We start from the raw sequence: 19,082 nt of genomic DNA, 5'->3' as shown, positions 1-19,082 counted from the left end.
GGTCCCGTCTCAGCCCAGCGCCTGCTCCAGGTCGGCCAGCAGGTCGTCGACGTCCTCGATGCCGACCGAGAGGCGCACCAGGTCACCCGGCACCTCCAGAGGTGAGCCGGCGGCGCTGGCGTGCGTCATCCGTCCCGGGTGCTCGATCAGCGACTCCACGCCGCCGAGCGACTCGGCCAGCGTGAACAGCTGGGTGCGCTCGCAGACCTTCAGCGCAGCGTCCTCGCCGTCCCGGAGCCGGAACGAGATCATCCCGCCGAAGCCGGACATCTGCTTCGCCGCGACCTCGTGCCCGGGGTGGGTGGGCAGGCCCGGGTAGAGCACCGCGGCGACGTCGGACCGGGCGGAGAGGAACTCCGCGATCCGGGCGGCGTTGGCGCAGTGCCGGTCCATCCGGACGCCGAGGGTCTTCAGGCTGCGCAGCACCATCCACGCGTCGAACGGGCTCGCGACCGCGCCCATCGCGTTGTGGTTGTAGGCCAGCTTGTCGCCGAGCGCGGCGTCCCGGGTGATCAGGGCGCCGCCGACGACGTCGGAGTGGCCGCCCAGGTACTTGGTGGTCGAGTGGACGACGACGTCGGCACCGAGGGTGAGAGGCCGCTGCAGGTAGGGCGAGGCGAACGTGTTGTCGACGACGAGCAGCGCGCCGGCCTCGTGCGCGATGGCGGCCGTCGCCGCGATGTCGGTGATGTTCAGCAGCGGGTTGCTGGGGGTCTCGCACCAGACCACGCGCGTCGTGGGCCGGATCGCCGCGCGCAGCGCCTCGGGGTCGTCGAGGGCGACGGGCGTGTGCTCCAGGCCCCACTCGGACAGCACGCGGGAGATCAGCCGGAAGGTGCCGCCGTACGCGTCACCGCCCAGGACGACGTGGTCGCCCGACCGGCACACCGTGCGCAGGAGCGTGTCCTCGGCGGCCAGGCCGGACGCGAACGCCAGCGCGGTCGTGCCCTCCTCGAGGGCGGCCAGCGCGGCGTGCAGCGTGTCCCGGGTCGGGTTGCCGCTGCGGCTGTACTCGTAGCCGCCGCGCAGCCCGCCGACGCCGTCCTGCTTGTACGTCGTGGTCAGGTGCAGCGGGGGGATGACCGCGCCGGTCGCCGGGTCGGGGTCCTGCCCGGCGTGGATGGCGCGGGTGTTGAAGCCGGTCATGCCCCGACCGTAGGCGCGAGGCCGGCGGACGGCAGACCAGCGAGGTGCCCCAGGACGTCCTGCCGGGTCACGACGCCGGCCGGCTTGCCGTCGACGTGCACCAGCAGCGCGTCGGCCGACCCGAGCTGGGCGACCGCGGCCTGCACGGCCTCGCCGGAGCCGACGATGGGCAGCGGCGGCGACATGTGCTTCTCGACCCGGTCGGCCAGCGAGGCCCGGCCGGCGAACAGCGCGTCGAGCAGCGTCTTCTCGTCGATCGAGCCGACCACCTCGCCGGCGGTCACCGGGGGCTCCGCGCGGACGACCGGGAGCTGGCTGACGCCGTACTCGCGGAGGATGTCGATGGCGTCGCGGACGGTCTCGTTCGGGTGGGTGTGCACCAGCGTCGGGGTGCTGCCGCCCTTGGCCTCCAGGATCTCGCCGACGGTCTCCCCGCCGGTCTCCTCGAGGAAGCCGTAGTCGGCCATCCAGGTGTCGTTGAAGATCTTGTTCAGGTAGCCGCGGCCGCCGTCGGGGAGCAGGACCACCAGGACGTCGTCCTTGGTGAGCCGCTCGGCGACCTTCAGCGCGGCGACGACGGCCATGCCGCAGGAGCCGCCCACCAGCAGGCCCTCCTCGCGGGCCAGCCGCCGGGTCATGGCGAAGGAGTCGCCGTCGGAGACGGCGATGATCTCGTCGGCCACCTCCTGGTCGTAGGTGGACGGCCAGAAGTCCTCGCCGACGCCCTCGACCAGGTACGGGCGGCCGGTGCCGCCGGAGTACACCGAGCCCTCCGGGTCGGCGCCGATGACCTGGACCTCCCCGCCGGACTGCTCCTTGAGGTACCGGCCGACGCCGCTGATCGTGCCGCCGGTGCCCGCCCCGGTGACGAAGTGGGTGATCCGCCCCTCGGTCTGCGCCCAGATCTCCGGCCCGGTCGTCTCGTAGTGCGAGCGGGGGTTGTTCGGGTTGGAGTACTGGTCGGGCTTCCAGCCGCCGGGTGTCTCGCGGGCCAGCCGGTCGGAGACCGAGTAGTAGGAGCGCGGGTCGCTGGGGTCCACCGCGGTGGGGCAGACGACGACCTCCGCGCCGTAGGCCTTGAGCACGTTGATCTTCTCCTGGCCGACCTTGTCGGGGCAGATGAAGATGCACCTGTAGCCGCGCTGCTGCGCGACGAGGGCCAGCCCGATGCCGGTGTTGCCGCTGGTCGGCTCGACGATCGTGCCGCCGGGCTTCAGCAGGCCGGCCTCCTCGGCGGCGTCGACCATGCGCACCGCGATGCGGTCCTTCACCGAGCCGCCGGGGTTGAGGTACTCGACCTTCGCCAGCACCAGGGGCGCGTCGGGACCCAGGTGGCGCGTCACCGACGACAGCTTGACCAGCGGGGTGTTGCCGACCAGGTCGACGACGGACTCGGCGTACTGCACGGGATTGCCCTCCTCGCGGGCGCCGACCTCCGGCACCCCGACCCGACCATCCCACCAGACCGCTGCTCCGGCCGTCCCGGCGGTGGCGGCGGCCGGAGCGGCGGGGCGAGGATGCGGGCATGACCTCGACCGCACCCCTCGGCACCCGCACCCTCGGCGGCCTGACCGTCTCCGCCCTCGGCCTGGGCTGCATGGGCATGAGCCAGAGCTACGGCACCGCCGACCGGTCGGAGTCGCTGGCGACCATCCACCGGGCGCTCGACCTGGGCGTCACCTTCCTCGACACCTCCGACGTCTACGGCGACGGGCACAACGAGGAGCTGGTGGGCGAGGCGATCGCCGGGCGGCGCGACGAGGTGCAGCTGGCCACGAAGTTCTCGCTGTCGCGGGACGAGCAGGGCCGGACGGTCGTCGACGGCCGCCCGGAGAACGTGCGCCGCTGCGCCGAGGCCAGCCTGCGCCGGCTGGGGGTCGACGTGATCGACCTGTACTACCAGCACCGCGTCGACCGGACCGTGCCGATCGAGGACACCGTCGGCGCCATGGCCGAGCTGGTGCAGCAGGGGAAGGTCCGCCACCTCGGGCTGTCGGAGGCGAGCGCGGCCTCCATCCGCCGCGCGGGCGCCGTGCACCCGATCGCCGCCCTGCAGAGCGAGTGGTCGCTGTGGACGCGCGACCTGGAGCAGGAGGTCCTGGGCGTGGCCCGCGAGCACGGCATCGGCATCGTGCCGTTCAGCCCGCTCGGCCGGGGCTTCCTCACCGGCGCGATCACCAGCCCCGCCGACTTCGGCGACGACGACTTCCGGAAGGACCACCCGCGGTTCCAGGGCGAGGCCTTCCAGGCCAACCTGCGGCTGGTCGACGCGGTGCGCGCGATGGCGGAGGAGAAGGGGGCCACCGCGGGACAGCTGGCCCTGGCCTGGGTGATGGCGCAGGGGCCCGACGTCGTCCCGATCCCGGGCACGAAGCGGCGCCGGTACCTGGAGGAGAACGTCGGGGCCGCGGCGGTCGACCTGACCGCGGACGACCTCGCTCGGCTGGACGCCATCACCGGCCCGGACGCCGTCGTCGGCACCCGGTACCCGGACGCGGGCTACGCGTACGGGGACAGCCCGGAGCGCGGCGCGTGAGCCGCTGATGGCCGCGCTGTGGCTCGGGGCCGACCTGGGCACCAGCGGTCTCAAGGTCGTCGCGGTCGACGAGGAGGGCCGGGTCCGCGCCGAGGCGGAGGCCGGCTACGAGGTGGGCGCGCCCGCGCCGGGGTGGGCGGAGACCGACGTCCGTACCTGGCGGACCGCGTTCGACGAGGCGACGACGGGGCTGGCGCCCGCGCTGCGCGGTCACGAGGTGCGCGGGCTGGGGTTGTCGGGGCAGATGCACGGCGCCGTGCTGGTCGATGCCGCCGGGGCCGCGTTGCGCCCGGCGGTGCTGTGGCCCGACCGGCGGGCGGAGCGCGAGCTGGACCGGTGGCGCGCTGCCGGCCGGGAACCGCGCTGCGCTGGCGAACCCGCTGGCCCCCGGCATGACCGGACCCGTGCTGGCGTGGCTCGCGGCGCACGAGCCCGACGTCGTCGGCCGCGCGGCGGCGGTGCTCCTGCCCAAGGACGCGCTGCGGGTGGCGGTGGCCCGCGGCCCGCTGGTCACCGACCGGAGCGACGCGTCGGCCACCCTGCTGTGGGACGTCCCGGGCGACGGCTGGTCCGAGCCGGCCACCGCGGCGGCCGGTGTGCGCCGGGACCTGCTGCCCGGCGTCCGGCCGGCCGACGACGTCGTGGGGACGGCGACCCTGGCCGGTGCCGAGGTGCCCGTGGTGGTCGGCGGGGCGGACACCCCGCTCGCGCTGCTGGCCGCCGGCACGACCGGCGGCGCGCAGGTCAACCTCGGCACCGGGGCGCAGGTGCTGCGGCCCGGCTGGGACCCCGTGCCGGTCGAGGACCCGGTGGTGCACGGCTACGCGCAGGTCCTGGCCGGCTGGTACTCGATGGCGGCCCTGCAGAACGGCGGCTCGGCCTGGGCGTGGGTCCGGCAGGTCCTCGGCCTGACCTGGGCGGAGTTCTTCGAGGCGGCCGCGTCGACCGGGCCCACCCGCGTCGTGTTCCGGCCCTTCCTCACCGGCGAGCGAGGCGGCGTCGCCGGTCCGCACGACCGCGGTGGCTGGAGCGGGCTGGAGGAGGGCACGACGCGCGCCGAGCTCGTCCGGGCCGCGGTCGAGGGCGTGGTGTTCGCGATCGACGCGGCGCTGAAGCTGCTCGACCTGCCCGGGAACGGGGCGCCGCTCGTCCTCACCGGGGGCGGCGGCCGGGCGCCGGTGGTGCGCCGGCTGCTCGCCGACGTCACGGGCCGGCGCGTGCGGTGGTCGCCGCTCCGGAGCGCGTCGGCGATCGGGGCGGCGCTGCTGGCGGCCCGGGGCACGGGGGCCGAGGTCGTCCCGGCGGGGGAGGGGGCGGCCGTCGTCGAGCCGTCCCGGGACGCCGGCCTGGACGCGGCGCGGGAGCGCTGGCGCGCGGGCTGAGCCGGGTACGCGTGGAACGGAGCGCCGCCGGGCACCGTTGACCCGGTAGCGAGGCCGGATCCCGGCCTCCCCGACGGGAGGAGACGACCCCATGGCGTCGTTGTTCAACAAGGTCGTCCAGCTCGCCAACAGCCCCAAGGGCAAGCAGGCGATCGCGCAGGCCACCGCCAAGGCGCAGCAGCTCGCCAACGACCCGAAGACGAAGGCGAAGATCGACGACGTCCGCCGCCGGTTCTCCGGCGGCCGCGGCGGCGCGGGCCCGACTGCCTGACCGCGGTCCCGGCCCGGCCGCTCAGGCCGGGTCGGGGACCCGCAGGCGCTGCAGGACGGCGTCGTGCAGCGCGCCGTTGGTCGCCACCGCGCTCCCCCCGGCCGGACCGGCGTTCCCGGACAGGTCGGTGAACGAGCCGCCGGCCTCGCGGACGAGCACGTCGACGGCGGCGAGGTCCCACAGCGAGACCTCGGGCTCGCAGGCGACGTCCACCGCACCCTCGGCCAGCAGGGCGTAGCTCCAGAAGTCGCCGTAGGCGCGGGTGCGCCACACCGACCGCGTGAGGTCCAGGAAGCCGTCGAGCGCGCCCCGCTCCTCCCAGCCCGACAGGCTGGAGTACGACAGGCTCGCGTCGGCCAGGTCGGTCACGCCCGACACCCGGCAGCGGACGGCGTTCTCCAGCCGGCGCCCGGTCCACGCGCCGACGTCCTTGGCCGCCCACCAGCGCCGGTTGAGGGCCGGCGCGGACACCAGGCCGACCACGGACTCGTCGCCGTCCATCAGCGAGATGAGCGTGGCCCACACCGGCACCCCGCGGACGAAGTTCTTCGTGCCGTCGATCGGGTCGATCACCCAGCGCCGCGAGCCGTGGCCGGTCGTGCCGAACTCCTCGCCCATGACCGCGTCCCGGGTGCGGGCGCGGCTCAGCGAGATCCGCAGCTGCTCCTCGATCGCCCGGTCCGCGTCGGTGACGGGGGTCAGGTCGGGCTTGGTGTCGACCGTCAGGTCCTGCGCCTTGAAGCGCTCCATGCTGATCGAGTCGGCCTGGTCGGCCAGCACGTGAGCCAGCCGCATGTCCTCTGAGAAGCCCCGACCCGACGTCATGGGCACCCAACCTAGCGGGACGTCAGCTGAAGACCGCTGAACTGACCCCCGACGGCCCTTCGTACTCCCGGTCCTCGATGCCGCGGAGGGCCTCCAGGACGTCGTCGCCGGCGTCCTGCTGCTCCGCGTGGGAGACGATCGCCTCCTTGCCGGCCGGGTAGTCCATGCCCGACAGGGCCTTCTGGATGTCGATGGGGCTCACCATGCCCGGGCCGGTACCCGGCATCGACCGGGGAATGCCTGGATACCGTCGGTCCGTGGACGCCGCGACCATCGCCGGGCTGCTGGCCGACCCCACCCGGCTCAAGGTGGTGGCGGCCCTCGCCCTGGGCGCGGGCACCATCGAGGAGGTGGCCGCCTCCTCCGGGCTGCCGCTCAAGGCCGTCGCGCTCGCCGCCCGCCGGCTGGACCGGGCCGGTCTGGTCCGGCGCGACCGGCACGAGCTGGGGCTGCGGGCGGAGCTGTTCGGCGCTGCGGCGCGCGCTGCCGCCGAGGCCGCGCCGCCACCGGAGCCGCTGTCGGACGACCCGGCCGAGGACGCCGTCCTGTCCGCGTTCGTCCGCGACGGCCGGCTGGTCTCCATCCCCGCCCAGCGCAGCAAGCGGCTGGTCGTCCTCGACCACCTGGTGCGCGTCTTCGAGCCCGGCCTCCGGTACCCCGAGCGCGAGGTGAACGCGCTGCTCGCGGTCTGGCATCCCGACGTGGCCGCGCTGCGCCGATACCTGGTGGACGAGGGGCTGCTCACCCGCGACGCCGGCGTCTACTGGCGCAGCGGGGGGCGGGTGGACGTCTAGCCAGAGGGGGAGCGGGCCGGTGGAGCGCCAGGTGTTCGCCTTCTCCGGGTTGCTCGCGCCGCGACCGGGCGAGCGCGGCACCCTCCCGCTGATCGAGCACGCCCTCGAGCTGGGACGCACCCGCTGGCTCTGGGAGGGCGCGGTCCGGCTCTGCTACCTGCCGACGGCGGCCGGGGACGACCCGCGCGTCGTCGGGCTCTACGAGCAGGTGCTGGGCGGCCGGGAGGACGTCGAGTTCTCGGTCCTGCGGCTCTTCCCCCGGCCGAGCGTGCCCGACGTCCGCACGCACCTGCTCCGCCAGGACGTCGTGCTCGTCGAGGGCGGCAGCCTGGTCAACCTGGCGGCCCTCTGGCGGGCGCACGGGCTGGACGAGGTCCTCACCGAGTGCTGGGAGGAGGGGGTCGTGCTCGCCGGCTCGGGTGCCGGCAGCCAGTGCTGGCACGCCGGCGGGCCCACCGACTCCTGGTCGGAGGAGCTGCTGCCCTCGCGCGCCGGGCTCGGGCTGCTGCCCTTCAGCAACGGCGTGCACCACGCCTCGCCGGGTCGCCGGCGCGCGCCCTACCGCCGGATGGTCGCCCGCGGCGAGCTGCCCCCCGGCTACGCCACCGAGGACGGCGTCGGCCTGCACTACGTCGGCGAGGAGATGGTCGAGGCGGTGACCGTGCGGGAGGGCGCCCGGGCGTGGCACCTGGCGCCCGACGGGCGCGGCGGCTGCCGCGAGAAACCGGTGACGACCCGCCTCATCTGAGTCGCCGTGTCGACATGTCGTCGAATCGGCTCGACGGCCTGCCGGCCGCGCCGCCACACTCGCCGCGTGACCTCCCCGGACGCCTTCGCCGCCCTCGCCCGGTCCTCGCCGTGGCGCTGGTCGACGCTGCGCTTCACGGTGACCGGGACCGGGCCGCACCGGGTGTGGGAGGAGCCGGTGCGTGCCTGGCTGCGCCGACCGGACGCGCTGCGGGTGGAGAGCCTGGCGGCCGACCTCGTGCAGGTCGTGCGGGGCGACCGCCAGCGGGTCGGGGTGTTCGGCCCCGGCGGCGGGCGCACCGAGCAGCTGCCCTGGGCGGGGGAGCCCGGTGCCCCGGCTCCCGTGCTGCGGCCCGACGGGCTGGTGGACAGCCGGCCGGACTCGTTCGAGCTGTCCGGCGACCCGATGTTCCAGAACTACTACTGGATCGCGCTGCTGGACCCCGCCGAGCTCGCCGACGGCGTGGAGGTGGAGGGCGTGGCGGCGGTCCAGCACGGCGGGCGGCCGGCGTGGGAGGCGGTGCTCCGCCCGGCGGCGGCCTACGAACCGCGCTGCGGCTGCTGCTCGCTGCTGCGGTCGGCCGCGGTCGACGAGGCGGAGTGGGGGAGCCCGCAGCTCGACCGGTACCCCGAGAGCTACCGGGTGCGGCTCGACGTGGGCACCGGCGTCTGCGTGCTGGTGCAGGCACTGACCGAGGAGGCCGCCGTCGCGGGTCACGACCTGCGGATCGAGGCCGTGGACGAACCGATGGGGGACGAGCTCTTCGTCGACCGACGGCCGTGGCCCCGGTGGTCCGACCGCACCGGCTGGGCGCCGGCGACGTGAGGGAACGGCCGGCCTCCAGGGGCCCGCGCCGAGCGTGCGAGGGGTGGGGGAGTGCTGGTCTCCCTAGTAGCCGGGGCCGACCTGGCCGACGGCGGCCAGCAGCACCCGGACCGCGTCGAGCTGCTCGTGCCGCTGCGGCGGTCCGGCGTCGGCCCAGGCGTCCAGGGCGCAGTCGGGGTCCTCGGCGGTGTGCCCGCACCCGGGCGGGCACTCGGTGGCGGCCTCGGCGATGTCCTCGAACGCGACCAGCACGTCGTCGGCGGTGACGTGCGCCAGGCCGAACGAGCGGATACCGGGGGTGTCGATCACCGTGCCGCCGCCGGGCAGGTCGAACAGCACCGCGGACGACGACGTGTGCCGGCCCTTGCCGATCTTGCTGACGTCGCCGGTGGCCCGCAGCGCGTCCGGTACGAGCCGGTTCACCAGCGTCGACTTGCCCACGCCGGACTGGCCCACGAAGACGCTCATCCGGTCGCGGATCCGCCCGAGCAGCTCCTCCAGGGGGAGCTCCCGCGACATCGGCACCGCGTCCAGCCCGAGCCCGGCGTAGCGGTCCAGCAGCGGCTGCGGGCTGGCCAGGTCGGTCTTGGTGAGGCACAGCACCGGCTCGAGCCCACCGGCGTAGGCGGCGACCAGGCAGCGGTCGAGGAAGCCGAGGGCGGGCTCGGGGTCGGTGACGGCGGTGACGATGACCAGCAGGTCGGCGTTGGCGACGACCACCCGCTCGGTCGGGTCGGTGTCGTCGGCGGTGCGGCGCAGCGAGGTCGTCCGCTCCTCGATCACCACGATGCGGGCCAGCGTGTCCGGGCGGCCGCTGGTGTCGCCGACCACGCGCACGCGGTCGCCGACGACGACGCCGTGCCGGCCGAGCTCGCGGGCTCGCATCGCCGTGACGTCGACCGGCCCCTCGGGGCCGTCCACGCGCACGGTCATCCGCCCCCGGTCGACCGACACGACCAGCCCGGGGACGGCGTCCTCGTGCGCCGGGCGGATGCGGGTGCGCGGGCGGGAGCCACGTCGGCTGGGCCGGAAGCGGACGTCGTCCTCGTCGTAGCTGCGCTTGCTCAGCGGGCCACCCCGCCGGTCGTGCCCACGGCGTCGTCCCAGAGGCGGACGAACTCCGGCAGGGTCTTGCCGACCGCCCCCGGGTCGGCCACCTCGACACCGTCGACGGCGAGGCCGAGGACGGCGGCGGCCATGACCATGCGGTGGTCGCCGTAGGAGCTCAGCCGCGCCGGGCGGGACGGGCCCGGGGTGATGACCAGGCCGTCGGCCCGCTGCTCGACCGCGGCGCCGACGGCGGTCAGCACCTCGTCGAGGGCCTGCAGCCGGTCGGTCTCGTGCCCCCGCATGTGCGCGATGCCGGTCAGCTCGGACCGGCCGTCGGCCAGCGCGCACAGCGCGGCCAGCACCGGCACGAGCTCGCTGACGTCGCCCAGGTCGGCGACGAGCGGCCGGACGGTGCCCGTCCCGGTGACCTGCAGGCCGCCGTCGTCGGTGCGGGCGACCTCGGCCCCCATCTCGGCCAGGTACCGGTCCAGCTGGACGCCCGGCTGGGTGCTGCCGTCGGGCCAGTCGCGCACGGTGACCCGTCCGCCGGTGACCAGCGCCGCCGCGAGGAAGGGGGCGGCGTTGGACAGGTCCGGTTCGACGACGACGTCCCGCGCGGCGATCGGCCCGGGGGCGACCCGCCAGCCGCGCCCGGTGCGCACGACGTCGACGCCGTGGGCGCGCAGCGTGGTCACCGTCATCTCGACGTGCGGCATCGAGGGCAGCCCGCCGGTGAGCTCCAGGTCGGCGCCCTGGTCGAAGCGGGCGGCGGCGAGGAGCAGGCCGGAGAGCACCTGGCTGGACTCGCTGGCGTCGACGACGGCGGCGCCGCCAGGCACCCGGCCGGTGCCGTGCACGGTGAACGGCGCCCGCCCGCGTCCGCCGTCGTCGATCTCGACCCCCAGCGCCCGCAGGCCGGCGATCAGCCCGGCGTTGGGCCGCTCGCGCAGCCGCGGATCGCCGTCCACGCGCACCGCGCCGTCGGCCAGCGCGGCGACCGGCGGCAGGAAGCGCAGCACCGTGCCGGCCAGGCCGGCGTCGACGTCCGCGGGGCCGCGCAGCGGGCCGGGCGTGACCACCCAGTCGGCGCCGTCGTCCTCGATCCGGACCCCGAGCGCGCGCAGCGCGGCGGCCATCAGGTCGGTGTCGCGCGCCCGCAGCGGGCGGACCAGCCGGCTGGGGCCGTCGGCCAGCGCCGCGAGCACCAGCGCCCGCGCCGTGACCGACTTGGACCCGGGCAGCGCGACGACGGCGTCGACCGGCGCCGCGCGCCGCGGGGTGGCCCAGACCTCCGTCATGGCGGCCATCCTGCCCGACGGCCCGGGCTCACCCCGCCTGCGGCTTGTCCGCCGTCTTGGCCGGGACGGTGCGCAGCAGCCGCCGGTTGGCGAACTCGAACATGGCCAGCTCCGAGAGCTCGCGGCCGTAACCGGAGCGCTTCACGCCGCCGAAGGGCAGCTCGGGGGAGGAACCGGTGGGCTGGTTGATCCACACCATGCCCGCCTCGATCCGCTCGGCGACCGCGCGGGCGCGGTCGAGGTCGCTGCTCATGACGGTGGCGCCGAGCCCGTACACGCTGTCGTTGGCCAGCGCGACCGCCTCGTCGGCGTCCTTGACCCTGTAGACGACGGCGGCCGGGCCGAACAGCTCCTCGTGGTAGGCGCGCATGTCCGGCGTCACGTCGGTGAGGATCGTCGGCTGCACGAACGCGCCCGGGTGGTCGGGGCGGGTGCCGCCGGTGACGACCGTGGCCCCCTTGTCGACGGCGTCCTGGATCTGCGCGTGCAGGTCGCGGGCGGCCTGCTCCGACGACAGCGGCGCCAGGGTGGTGCCCGGCTCGGCCGGGTCGCCGGGGGAGAAGGTGCCGAAGGCCTGGGCGAGCCCGGCGACGAACGGCTCGTAGACGTCCTCGGTCACGATCAGCCGCTTGGCGGCGATGCAGGCCTGGCCGGTGTTCTGCATGCGCCCCGAGGTCGCCGCCTTGACCACGGCCGGCAGGTCCTCGGCGTCGAGCACGATGAACGGGTCGCTGCCGCCGAGCTCGAGCACCGACTTCTTCAGGTGCTTGCCGGCCAGCGCGCCGACGGCGCTGCCGGCGCGCTCGCTGCCGGTGAGGGTGACGCCGGCGATCCGCGGGTCGGCGATGACCTGCTCGACGTCGGCGATGCGCAGGAACGTGTTGGTGAGGACGCCCTCCGGGGCGCCGGCGTCGCGGAAGAGCTGCTCGATGGCGAGCGCGCACTGCGGGACGATCTCGGCGTGCTTGAGGATCACCGTGTTCCCGAGCACGAGGTTCGGGCCGGCCACGCGGACCACCTGGTAGAAGGGGTAGTTCCACGGCTCGATGGCCAGCAGCGCACCGACCGGCCGTGTCTCGACGAGCGCCTCGCCCTTGCCCATGAGCGGCTGGATCGGCGTCGGCTCGAGGAACGCCGGGCCGTTGTCGGCGTAGTACTTCAGGATCATCGAGCAGAGGAAGAGCTCGCCGGCGGCCTCCTCGCGGCGCTTGCCCATCTCCCGGGTGATCAGCGCGGCGAGCTCGTCGCGGCGCTCGTCGAGCAGCTCCGCGGCCCGCGCCACGACGGCCGCGCGCTCCTGCACCGGCCGCTGCGACCACTCCCGGTAGGCGGCGTGCGCGCGCTCGACGATGCCGTCGACGGCCTCGGTCGGGGTGAAGTCGAACTCCTGCTCCGTCTCGCCGGTGAAGGGGTTGACCGTGGCGTAGCGCCGCTCGGCGCTGTCGCTGGCGGTCTTCGGCTGCTCAGTGGGCGGGTTCTGGGTCGCGGTCACGCGGGTGATCCTCGTCTCTGGACGGTGGTGTGCGTCAAGGGGCCCTACCCGGTGGGCGGCGGCCCGCACGCCCGCGCCGGATGTCGGCGGCCGCACCTAGAGTCGGCGGCGTCGCCGTGCCCAGGAGGTGCCCCATGTGCGGTCGCTACGCCGCCAGCCGCAGCCCCGAGGACCTCGTGGTCGAGTTCGAGGCGGTGCGCGCGGAGGGCCAGCCGGCGCTGCCGGCCGACTACAACGTCGCCCCGACCAAGGACGTGTACGTCGTGCGCCACAAGAAGGAGCGCGACCCCGAGGGGGCGCCGACCGGAGCGGGCCACCGCGAGCTGCGCGCCGTCCGCTGGGGGCTGGTGCCGTCCTGGGCCAAGGACGTCTCGGTCGGCAACCGGATGCTCAACGCGCGGGTCGAGTCGCTGACGGAGAAGCCGGCGTTCAAGAAGGCGGCCGCGACCCGGCGGTGCCTGGTGCCGGCCGACGGCTGGTTCGAGTGGGCCAAGCGGCTGGACTCGCCGGGCAAGCAGCCGTACTTCATCACCCCGCAGGACGGTTCGGTGCTGGCCTTCGCCGGGTTGTGGGAGGTCTGGGGCCGCGGGGAGGACCGGCTCTACACCTGCACCGTGGTGACCGCTCCGGCCGTCGGTGCGCTCACCGAGATCCACGAGCGGATGCCGCTGGTGCTCCCGCCCGACCGCTGGGCCGACTGGCTGGACCCGGCGCGCGAGGACGTCGAGACGCTCGCCGCACCCACCCCGCCGGAGGTCGTCGAGGCGCTCGAGCTGCGCCCGGTCGGGACCGCGGTGAACAACGTGAAGAACAACGGGCCGCAGCTCCTGGCCCGCGCCGAGCAGGTCGCCGAGCCGGCCGACCAGCCCGCCCTCTTCTGACGTGGCGCTCACCGCGGAGGAGCCCGTCGGCACGGCCGGCGCGCTGCCCGGCTGGGTGGCCGCGACCGTCACGTTCCTCTCCTCGGGCGCGGTCCTGGTCCTGGAGATCGTCGGGCTGCGGCTGATCGCCCCCTACGTCGGCATCACGCTGCAGACCAACACGGCGATCATCGGGTTCGCGCTGGCGGCGATCGCCCTCGGCGCGTGGACGGGCGGGGCCGCTGCCGACCGCACCGATCCGCGCCGGCTCATCGCCCCGCTGATGGTGGTCGGTGGTGCCTGCGTCGTCGCCGTCCTGCCCCTCGTGCGGTTCACCGGGGCGTGGCTCACCGGGGCCGACGCCGGGGCGGTGCTCCTGCTGGCCGCGGTCGCGGTGGTCGTCCCGGCCGCGCTGCTGTCGGCCGTGCCCCCGATGGTGGTCAAGCTCCAGCTCGCCACCCTGTCCGAGACCGGGGCGGTGGTGGGCCGGCTCTCCGGCATCGGCACGCTGGGCGGCATCGCGGCCACCTTCCTCACCGGCTTCGTGCTGGTCGCGGTCCTGCCGAGCAGCGTCATCCTCGTCGCCACCGGCGTGGTCACCGTGCTCACCGGGGTGGCGGTCGCGGTGCTGCTCCGCCGCCGGGACGGCTCCGCGGTCGGCCGCGTGCCCGCGGCCGCGCTGGTGGCCGCGGTCGCCGGCACGCTCCTCGCTGCCCTGGCACCGAGCCCCTGCGAGGAGGAGACGGCCTACCACTGCGCCCGCGTGGTCGCCGATCCGGAGCGGGGCAGCGGGCGCGTGCTCTGGCTGGACACGCTGCGGCACTCCTACGTCGACACCGCCGACCCGCGGTACCTCGAGTTCGAGTACGTGCGGGCGATCGCGGCGGTCACCGACGCGATCGCGCCGGAGGGCGAGCCGCTGTCCGCGCTGCACATCGGCGGCGGCGGGCTGACGATGCCGCGCTACCTGGCGGAGGTGCGCCCGGGCACGACCAGCCGGGTCGTGGAGGTCGATCCGGGCGTGGTCGCCATCGACCGCGAGCAGCTGGGCCTGGAGACCTCCGACGCGCTGCGGGTCGACGTCGCCGACGGGCGCGTGGGGCTGGGGGAGGAGCCCCCGGGCGGGCGGGACCTGGTGGTGGGCGACGCGTTCGGCGGCCTGTCCGTGCCGTGGCAGCTCACCACCCGGGAAGCGCTCGAGCTGGTCGACGCCGCGCTCGCCGACGACGGCGTCTACGCGGTCAACCTCATCGACCACCCGCCGCTGGGCTTCGTCCGCGCGGAGCTGGCCACGATGCGCCAGGTGTTCCCGCACGTCCTGCTCCTCGCCGCCGCTCCCGTGCTGGCGGGCGAGGAGGGCGGCAACGTCGTCGCCGTGGCCTCGCGCGGGTCCCTGCCGGAGGCGGCGATCGCGCGTGCGCTGGAGGCGCAGGGCTCGGACTGGCGGATCGCCGAAAGGGCGGAGCTGGCGGACTTCGTCGGCGACGCGCAGGTGCTCACCGACGACCACGCCCCCGTCGACCAGCTGCTGACGCCGTACGGCTGAGCCCGCCGCGGAGGGGCAGCCTGTGGCAGCGTGCCGGCGTGGACCGGGACGGCGTGCTGCGGTGGGTGGGGGAGTACGAGCGCGCGTGGCGCGGGGGTGACCTCTCCGCCGTCGCCGGGCTGTTCACCCAGGACGCCCGCTACCGGACCTCGCCCTACTCGGAGCCCAAGGTCGGGCACGCCGAGATCCGGGCCTTCTGGCTGGCCGACCAGGGGCAGTCGTTCACGGTCGCCGCCGAGCCGGTCGCGGTCGAGGGCCGCCGGGCGGTCGTGCGGCTCGAGGTGCGGTACGGCGATCCGGTCGAGCAGGAGTACCGCGACCTCTGGGTGCTGGGCTTCGCACCCGACGGCCGGGTCGAGGAGTTCGAGGAGTGGGCCTACTGGCCGGGCAGGCCGTTCACCGCCGAGGACGACCCGGACCGCTGACCGTCAGCGGCCGATCGGTGCGGTGCGGGCCCGGGTGAGCCGCACCAGGTCGCCGGGGGCCAGCTCCACCTGCAGGCCACGCCTGCCGGCGCTCACCATCACCGTCGGGAAGGCCAGCGCCGACTCGTCCACGACGGTCGGCAGCGCCTTCTTCTGGCCGAGCGGGCTGATGCCACCCAGAACGTAGCCCGTCGTCCGCTCGGCGTCGGCCGGATCGGCCATCGCCGCCCTGCGGCCGCCGACGGCGCCGGCCAGGGCCTTGAGGTCGAGGGTGCCGGACACCGGGACGACGGCCACGGTCAGCGCGCCGTCGACCCGGGCCACCAGCGTCTTGAACACCTGGCGCGGGTCGGCGCCGAGCGCGGCCACGGCGGCCTCGCCGTGCCCCTGGTCGGAGGGGTGCTCGGGGTCGTAGGGGTGCAGGGTGTGCGCCACCTCCGCCCGTTCCAGGGTCCGCACCGCCGGGGTCGCCGCCACGGCGGGGCACTGTATCGGGGCAGACCGGATCTGCTCGCGGGGGAATGCGCCCGACCTGCGGCTCCGTTGCACCGGCCGTGAGCAGCACCGTCTCGACGCCCCGCCAGCGGGCCGCGAACCGGCGTCCCCCGGGCCGCCCGGACGCGGCGCGGCTAGGATCGACCGACGTGGTGCCCCGCGTCACGGGGCACCGGAGAGGACGGTCGGTGCCTGAGGAGTCCGCGGTCGAGAACCCCGGTCAGATCCCCGGCCCGGTGGAGGTGCCCGAGGCCCGCGAGGGCGGCAGCCGCACCGAGGTCGCCGAGACCCGTGCCGAGCGGGACGCGCGCTTCGAGCGCGACGCCCTGCCCTTCCTCGACCAGCTCTACCCGGCCGCGCTGCGGATGACCCGCAACCCGGCCGACGCCGAGGACCTGGTCCAGGAGACCTTCGTGAAGGCGTACTCGGCCTTCCACCAGTTCGCCGAGGGCACCAACCTCAAGGCGTGGCTGTACCGGATCTTGACCAACACCTACATCAACAGCTACCGCAAGAAGCAGCGGCAGCCGCAGCAGTACCCGACCGACCAGGTCCAGGACTGGCAGCTGTACGCGGCCGAGGAGCACAGCTCCAGCGGGCTGCGGTCGGCCGAGATCGAGGCGCTGGACCACCTGCCGGACTCCGACATCAAGGAGGCCCTCCAGCAGCTGCCGGAGGACTTCCGGCTGGCCGTCTACCTGGCCGACGTCGAGGGGTTCGCCTACAAGGAGATCGCCGAGATCATGGGCACGCCCATCGGCACGGTGATGTCCCGGCTGCACCGCGGCCGCCGCGGGCTGCAGAAGCTGCTGGCCGACTACGCCCGTGAGCGCGGCTTCGTCCGCGCCGGAGCCGGTGAGGAGGCGAGCCACTGATGAGCGACGACGCTCCGCAGGCCGGCGAGCCGATCGAGATCAACTCGTGCGACGACGTCCTCACGCACGTCTTCGAGTTCCTCGACCACGAGACCAGCGACGCCCGCAGGGGAGTCATCGCCGAGCACCTCGAGGACTGCTCCTCGTGCCTGCGGGAGTTCGGCATCGAGCAGGAGTTCAAGGCGCTGGTGCGCCGCCGCTGCGGCGGCGACGTCCCGCCGCCGTCGCTGCGCGAGCGGATCAAGCTGCAGCTGACCACCGTCTCCTTCGAGGAGGACGGCACCCAGGTCAGCGTCGAGCGCATCTCCGTCGAGCGCACCGCCGAGTAGCGGCCGGAGAACGACGAACGCCCCGCCACCCGCGACAGCGGGGGCGGGGCGTTCGGCCCCCTGCAGGGTCCCGCGGCGAGCGTGCGAGCCGTGGGGGGCAGGGGGGTTTCCTCAGGCGTTGGGACGCTTGCCGTGGTTGGCCTTGCTCCCCTTGCGGGAGCGACGCTTGCGACCTCGCTTCGACATTCGCTGCCCTCCTCTCGTGACCGGTGGGCTCTGCGAACCCGGTGGATCGCGGACCGGGACGACGGCGCACGTAGGGTGCGCGGCATCACCGGAGCCGCCAAGCTGACGGGGTAAGCCTCTCACGGGGCGGTCCGGTCGTGCGCTGGACGGGGGACACGCAGGAGGAGCACCGGTGGCGAACCTGGGGATCGAGAGCGTTCTGGTGGCCGGCCGGGGGCCGGCCGCCTGCGGGGTCGTGCAGGCCTGCGAGCGGCTCGGCGTCAAGGCGGTCGCGGTGCACTCCGAGGCGGAGCGGTCGGCGCGGCACGTGCGCCTGGCCGACGACGCGGTCCTGCTCGGGCCCGCGCCGGCCAGCGAGTCCTACCTCGCCGTCGACCGCATCGTGGAGGCGGCGCGGCGCAGCGGGGTCACCGCCGTCCTCCCCGTCCCGCCGGCGCTGGCGGGCAACGCCCGGCTGGCGGCCGCCGTCCTCGACGCGGGCCTGGTGTGGGTGGGGCCGGACCCGGACGTCCTCGAGCGGCTCGGGGGCGACGGCGTGGAGCCGGCCAGCGAGCGCGGTCTGCTGGCCTGGGTCACCGAGGAGGGCCTGCGCTTCCCGACGCCGGTCTCCCGCGACCGCGCCGCCGGCATCGCCCGGGTGTCGTGGACGCCGGAGGAGCGGACCTCGGTCCCCGCCGCGGCGGGTCGGCTGGCGGAGGTCGGCTGGCGGGGTCTGGTGACCGTCGGGATCGCGCCCGACGGGGAGCTGGCCGAGGTGGCCGCCGGGTTCTCCCTCGACATGGCGGTCCTGGAACGGGCGCACGGCGTCGACGCGGTCGAGCTCGCGCTGCGCAGCGCGGCCGGTCCGCGCGCCGAGGGCCGGCCGGGGTCCCGGGAGTGGCAGGCCGCGGTCGCGGTGCAGCTGCGCTCGACCCTGCCGCCCGGGACCGAGGGACGCATCACCGGCCGGCTGCCCGGCACCGGCCGCCGTCGCACCGCCGGCCCGGAGGAGGTGGTGGCGGTCAGCGGGTACGAGCGCGGTGACCGCCTCGACGGCTGGTACGACGCGCTGCTGGCCACCGTCAGCGCCGCGGCGCCGGACACCGCCACGGCGGCTCGGGCCGCGTCCCGCGCGCTGACCGAGGTCGCCGACGTCGGGGTGCCGCACGACGGCCCCGAGGTCTGCGCGGTGCTGGGTCGGCTCGCCGAAGGCAGCGCGGTACCCAGCGCCTGACGTCGGAGTGCTTGGATGAGCACGGCAGGACGGCGGACGACGGAGGGTGCCCGGTGGCGGTCGAGGAGATCCACGCCGAGATGGTGTCCAGCGTCTGGAAGGTGCTGGTCACCCCCGGGGCGCAGGTGGCGGCCGGCGACACGCTGGTCATCCTCGAGTCGATGAAGATGGAGATCCCCGTCCTCACCGAGCGCTCGGGGACGGTCCAGGAGCTGCACGTGGTCGAGGGCGAGGTCCTCCAGGAGGGCGACCTCATCGCCACCGTGGCCGACTGAGCGGTCAGAGCTCCAGCTCGTAGACCCGCAGGTCGATGCCGGGCACCGGGGTCCAGTCCCGCTCCGGCAGCCGGGTGAAGCCCAGCCGTTCGTAGAGCCGGTGCGCCGCGGTCATCAGCGGCCCGGTCGAGAGCACCATCCGCTTCTTGCCGGCCGCCCGCGCCCGGTCGAGGCACTCGGTCATCAGCCGTTCGCCGATGCCGCGGCCCTGCGCGGCCGGGTCGACCACGAGCATCCGGACGGCGGCCTCGTCGTCGGACTCGGTGACCTCGCCGAAGTCGCCGTCCAGCACGAGGGCGACGCTGCCGATGATCCGGTCGCTCCCGTCGCGGACCACCAGCAGCTGCGCGCGGCCCGCCCGCCCGGCGACGTCGGCCAGCTCCGGGTGGTAGGCGGGTGAGGCCAGGCCGCCGTCGGCGTAGACGGACACGGTGAGCTCGGCGATGCGCGCGTAGTCGGCGGGGACGGCGGGCTCGATCCGGAGCGGGGAGACGTCGACCACGCCGTGCAG

The 19,082-nt window shown here is 75.2% G+C and carries 23 protein-coding genes and 1 pseudogene; 14 read left to right on the top strand and 10 right to left on the bottom strand.

Features of this window, described 5'->3' with window-relative positions; all coding sequences use genetic code 11:
• Positions 1-9: 9 nt before the first annotated feature.
• Positions 10-1,146, bottom strand: a complete 1,137-nt coding sequence (locus tag DQ241_RS13220; protein ID WP_113830655.1) for a cystathionine gamma-synthase — start codon at positions 1,144-1,146, stop codon at positions 10-12.
• The gene (locus DQ241_RS13215; protein ID WP_113830798.1) at positions 1,143-2,552 is read right to left on the bottom strand and encodes a cystathionine beta-synthase; all 1,410 of its coding nucleotides are present in this window, start codon (positions 2,550-2,552) and stop codon (positions 1,143-1,145) included. The genes DQ241_RS13220 and DQ241_RS13215 overlap by 4 nt, the downstream gene beginning before the upstream one ends.
• A gap of 119 nt (positions 2,553-2,671) precedes the next feature.
• Here DQ241_RS13215 and DQ241_RS13210 point away from each other — a divergent pair, with 119 nt between their 5' ends.
• From DQ241_RS13210 to DQ241_RS13200, 4 genes and pseudogenes are all read left to right on the top strand, one after another.
• Positions 2,672-3,682, top strand: a complete 1,011-nt coding sequence (locus DQ241_RS13210) for an aldo/keto reductase (RefSeq protein ID WP_113830654.1) — start codon at positions 2,672-2,674, stop codon at positions 3,680-3,682.
• A 7-nt stretch (positions 3,683-3,689) separates the two neighbouring features.
• Positions 3,690-3,983: pseudogene (locus DQ241_RS21295) on the top strand (FGGY family carbohydrate kinase); the annotation flags it as partial.
• 91 nt (positions 3,984-4,074) lie between these two features.
• On the top strand, positions 4,075-5,064 hold the full coding sequence (locus DQ241_RS21100; protein ID WP_255410989.1) for an FGGY-family carbohydrate kinase: 990 nt from the start codon (positions 4,075-4,077) through the stop codon (positions 5,062-5,064).
• 91 nt (positions 5,065-5,155) lie between these two features.
• On the top strand, positions 5,156-5,335 hold the full coding sequence (locus DQ241_RS13200; RefSeq protein WP_113830653.1) for a hypothetical protein: 180 nt from the start codon (positions 5,156-5,158) through the stop codon (positions 5,333-5,335).
• A gap of 21 nt (positions 5,336-5,356) precedes the next feature.
• Here the strand turns inward: DQ241_RS13200 and hisN are convergent, their stop codons facing one another.
• The gene (gene hisN / locus DQ241_RS13195; protein ID WP_370444378.1) at positions 5,357-6,130 is read right to left on the bottom strand and encodes a histidinol-phosphatase; all 774 of its coding nucleotides are present in this window, start codon (positions 6,128-6,130) and stop codon (positions 5,357-5,359) included.
• Positions 6,131-6,182: 52 nt separating this feature from the next.
• Entirely contained in the window at positions 6,183-6,365 is a 183-nt protein-coding gene (locus DQ241_RS13190; RefSeq protein ID WP_113830797.1) for a DUF2795 domain-containing protein, read from the bottom strand.
• Positions 6,366-6,417: 52 nt separating this feature from the next.
• On the opposite strand from DQ241_RS13190, the gene DQ241_RS13185 reads away from it, so the two are divergent.
• The 3 genes from DQ241_RS13185 (at position 6,418) to DQ241_RS13175 (ending at position 8,527) form a co-directional block, all read left to right on the top strand.
• Positions 6,418-6,954, top strand: a complete 537-nt coding sequence (locus tag DQ241_RS13185; protein WP_113830651.1) for a DUF2087 domain-containing protein — start codon at positions 6,418-6,420, stop codon at positions 6,952-6,954.
• Between the two features lie 19 nt (positions 6,955-6,973).
• Positions 6,974-7,702 carry a peptidase E gene (locus tag DQ241_RS13180; RefSeq protein WP_113830650.1) on the top strand — a complete coding sequence of 243 codons (729 nt, stop codon included), beginning with the start codon at positions 6,974-6,976 and terminating at the stop codon, positions 7,700-7,702.
• Positions 7,703-7,768: 66 nt separating this feature from the next.
• Positions 7,769-8,527, top strand: a complete 759-nt coding sequence (locus DQ241_RS13175; protein ID WP_113830649.1) for a hypothetical protein — start codon at positions 7,769-7,771, stop codon at positions 8,525-8,527.
• A gap of 63 nt (positions 8,528-8,590) precedes the next feature.
• Here DQ241_RS13175 and rsgA read toward each other — a convergent pair whose 3' ends face one another.
• The 3 genes from rsgA to DQ241_RS13160 form a co-directional block, all read right to left on the bottom strand.
• On the bottom strand, positions 8,591-9,460 hold the full coding sequence (gene rsgA, locus DQ241_RS13170; RefSeq protein WP_233492417.1) for a ribosome small subunit-dependent GTPase A: 870 nt from the start codon (positions 9,458-9,460) through the stop codon (positions 8,591-8,593).
• Between the two features lie 131 nt (positions 9,461-9,591).
• Positions 9,592-10,875, bottom strand: a complete 1,284-nt coding sequence (gene aroA / locus DQ241_RS13165) for a 3-phosphoshikimate 1-carboxyvinyltransferase (RefSeq protein ID WP_113830648.1) — start codon at positions 10,873-10,875, stop codon at positions 9,592-9,594.
• A gap of 28 nt (positions 10,876-10,903) precedes the next feature.
• Positions 10,904-12,367 (bottom strand): NAD-dependent succinate-semialdehyde dehydrogenase, encoded by a 1,464-nt coding sequence (locus tag DQ241_RS13160; protein WP_113830647.1) that lies wholly within the window; start codon positions 12,365-12,367, stop codon positions 10,904-10,906.
• Positions 12,368-12,501: 134 nt separating this feature from the next.
• Between DQ241_RS13160 and DQ241_RS13155 the strand changes: the two genes are divergently transcribed.
• The 3 genes from DQ241_RS13155 to DQ241_RS13145 are packed head-to-tail and all read left to right on the top strand — an operon-like array spanning position 12,502 to position 15,198.
• Positions 12,502-13,248 carry an SOS response-associated peptidase gene (locus DQ241_RS13155; RefSeq protein ID WP_113830646.1) on the top strand — a complete coding sequence of 249 codons (747 nt, stop codon included), beginning with the start codon at positions 12,502-12,504 and terminating at the stop codon, positions 13,246-13,248.
• Between the two features lies 1 nt (position 13,249).
• Complete coding sequence (locus DQ241_RS13150; RefSeq protein ID WP_113830645.1) at positions 13,250-14,773, top strand: fused MFS/spermidine synthase; 1,524 nt, start codon at positions 13,250-13,252, stop codon at positions 14,771-14,773.
• A 38-nt stretch (positions 14,774-14,811) separates the two neighbouring features.
• Entirely contained in the window at positions 14,812-15,198 is a 387-nt protein-coding gene (locus DQ241_RS13145; protein ID WP_113830644.1) for a nuclear transport factor 2 family protein, read from the top strand.
• Between the two features lie 3 nt (positions 15,199-15,201).
• Here DQ241_RS13145 and ybaK read toward each other — a convergent pair whose 3' ends face one another.
• Positions 15,202-15,675: a Cys-tRNA(Pro) deacylase gene (gene ybaK / locus DQ241_RS13140; protein ID WP_113830643.1), complete on the bottom strand. Its 474-nt coding sequence runs from the start codon at positions 15,673-15,675 to the stop codon at positions 15,202-15,204.
• Positions 15,676-15,881: 206 nt separating this feature from the next.
• Between ybaK and DQ241_RS13135 the strand changes: the two genes are divergently transcribed.
• Positions 15,882-16,568: a sigma-70 family RNA polymerase sigma factor gene (locus tag DQ241_RS13135; RefSeq protein WP_113830642.1), complete on the top strand. Its 687-nt coding sequence runs from the start codon at positions 15,882-15,884 to the stop codon at positions 16,566-16,568.
• On the top strand, positions 16,568-16,897 hold the full coding sequence (rsrA, locus tag DQ241_RS13130) for a mycothiol system anti-sigma-R factor (RefSeq protein ID WP_113830641.1): 330 nt from the start codon (positions 16,568-16,570) through the stop codon (positions 16,895-16,897). Before DQ241_RS13135 ends, rsrA begins: the two co-directional genes overlap by 1 nt.
• A 111-nt stretch (positions 16,898-17,008) precedes the next feature.
• On the opposite strand, the gene DQ241_RS21465 is transcribed toward rsrA, so the two are convergent.
• The gene (locus DQ241_RS21465) at positions 17,009-17,083 is read right to left on the bottom strand and encodes a 50S ribosomal protein bL37 (RefSeq protein ID WP_099459150.1); all 75 of its coding nucleotides are present in this window, start codon (positions 17,081-17,083) and stop codon (positions 17,009-17,011) included.
• Between the two features lie 172 nt (positions 17,084-17,255).
• Here DQ241_RS21465 and DQ241_RS13120 point away from each other — a divergent pair, with 172 nt between their 5' ends.
• Positions 17,256-18,296 carry a biotin carboxylase N-terminal domain-containing protein gene (locus DQ241_RS13120; protein WP_113830640.1) on the top strand — a complete coding sequence of 347 codons (1,041 nt, stop codon included), beginning with the start codon at positions 17,256-17,258 and terminating at the stop codon, positions 18,294-18,296.
• A 53-nt stretch (positions 18,297-18,349) separates the two neighbouring features.
• Positions 18,350-18,571 carry a biotin/lipoyl-binding carrier protein gene (locus DQ241_RS13115; RefSeq protein WP_113830639.1) on the top strand — a complete coding sequence of 74 codons (222 nt, stop codon included), beginning with the start codon at positions 18,350-18,352 and terminating at the stop codon, positions 18,569-18,571.
• A 4-nt stretch (positions 18,572-18,575) separates the two neighbouring features.
• On the opposite strand, the gene DQ241_RS13110 is transcribed toward DQ241_RS13115, so the two are convergent.
• Positions 18,576-19,073 (bottom strand): GNAT family N-acetyltransferase, encoded by a 498-nt coding sequence (locus DQ241_RS13110; protein WP_113830638.1) that lies wholly within the window; start codon positions 19,071-19,073, stop codon positions 18,576-18,578.
• Positions 19,074-19,082: the final 9 nt, after the last annotated feature.

It is taken from the genome of Blastococcus sp. TF02A-30 (assembly GCF_003319185.1).
GTDB lineage: Bacteria > Actinomycetota > Actinomycetes > Mycobacteriales > Geodermatophilaceae > Blastococcus.
Note: the sequence above shows the minus strand (reverse complement) of the source record. Positions and strands in the feature narration are given on the sequence as shown.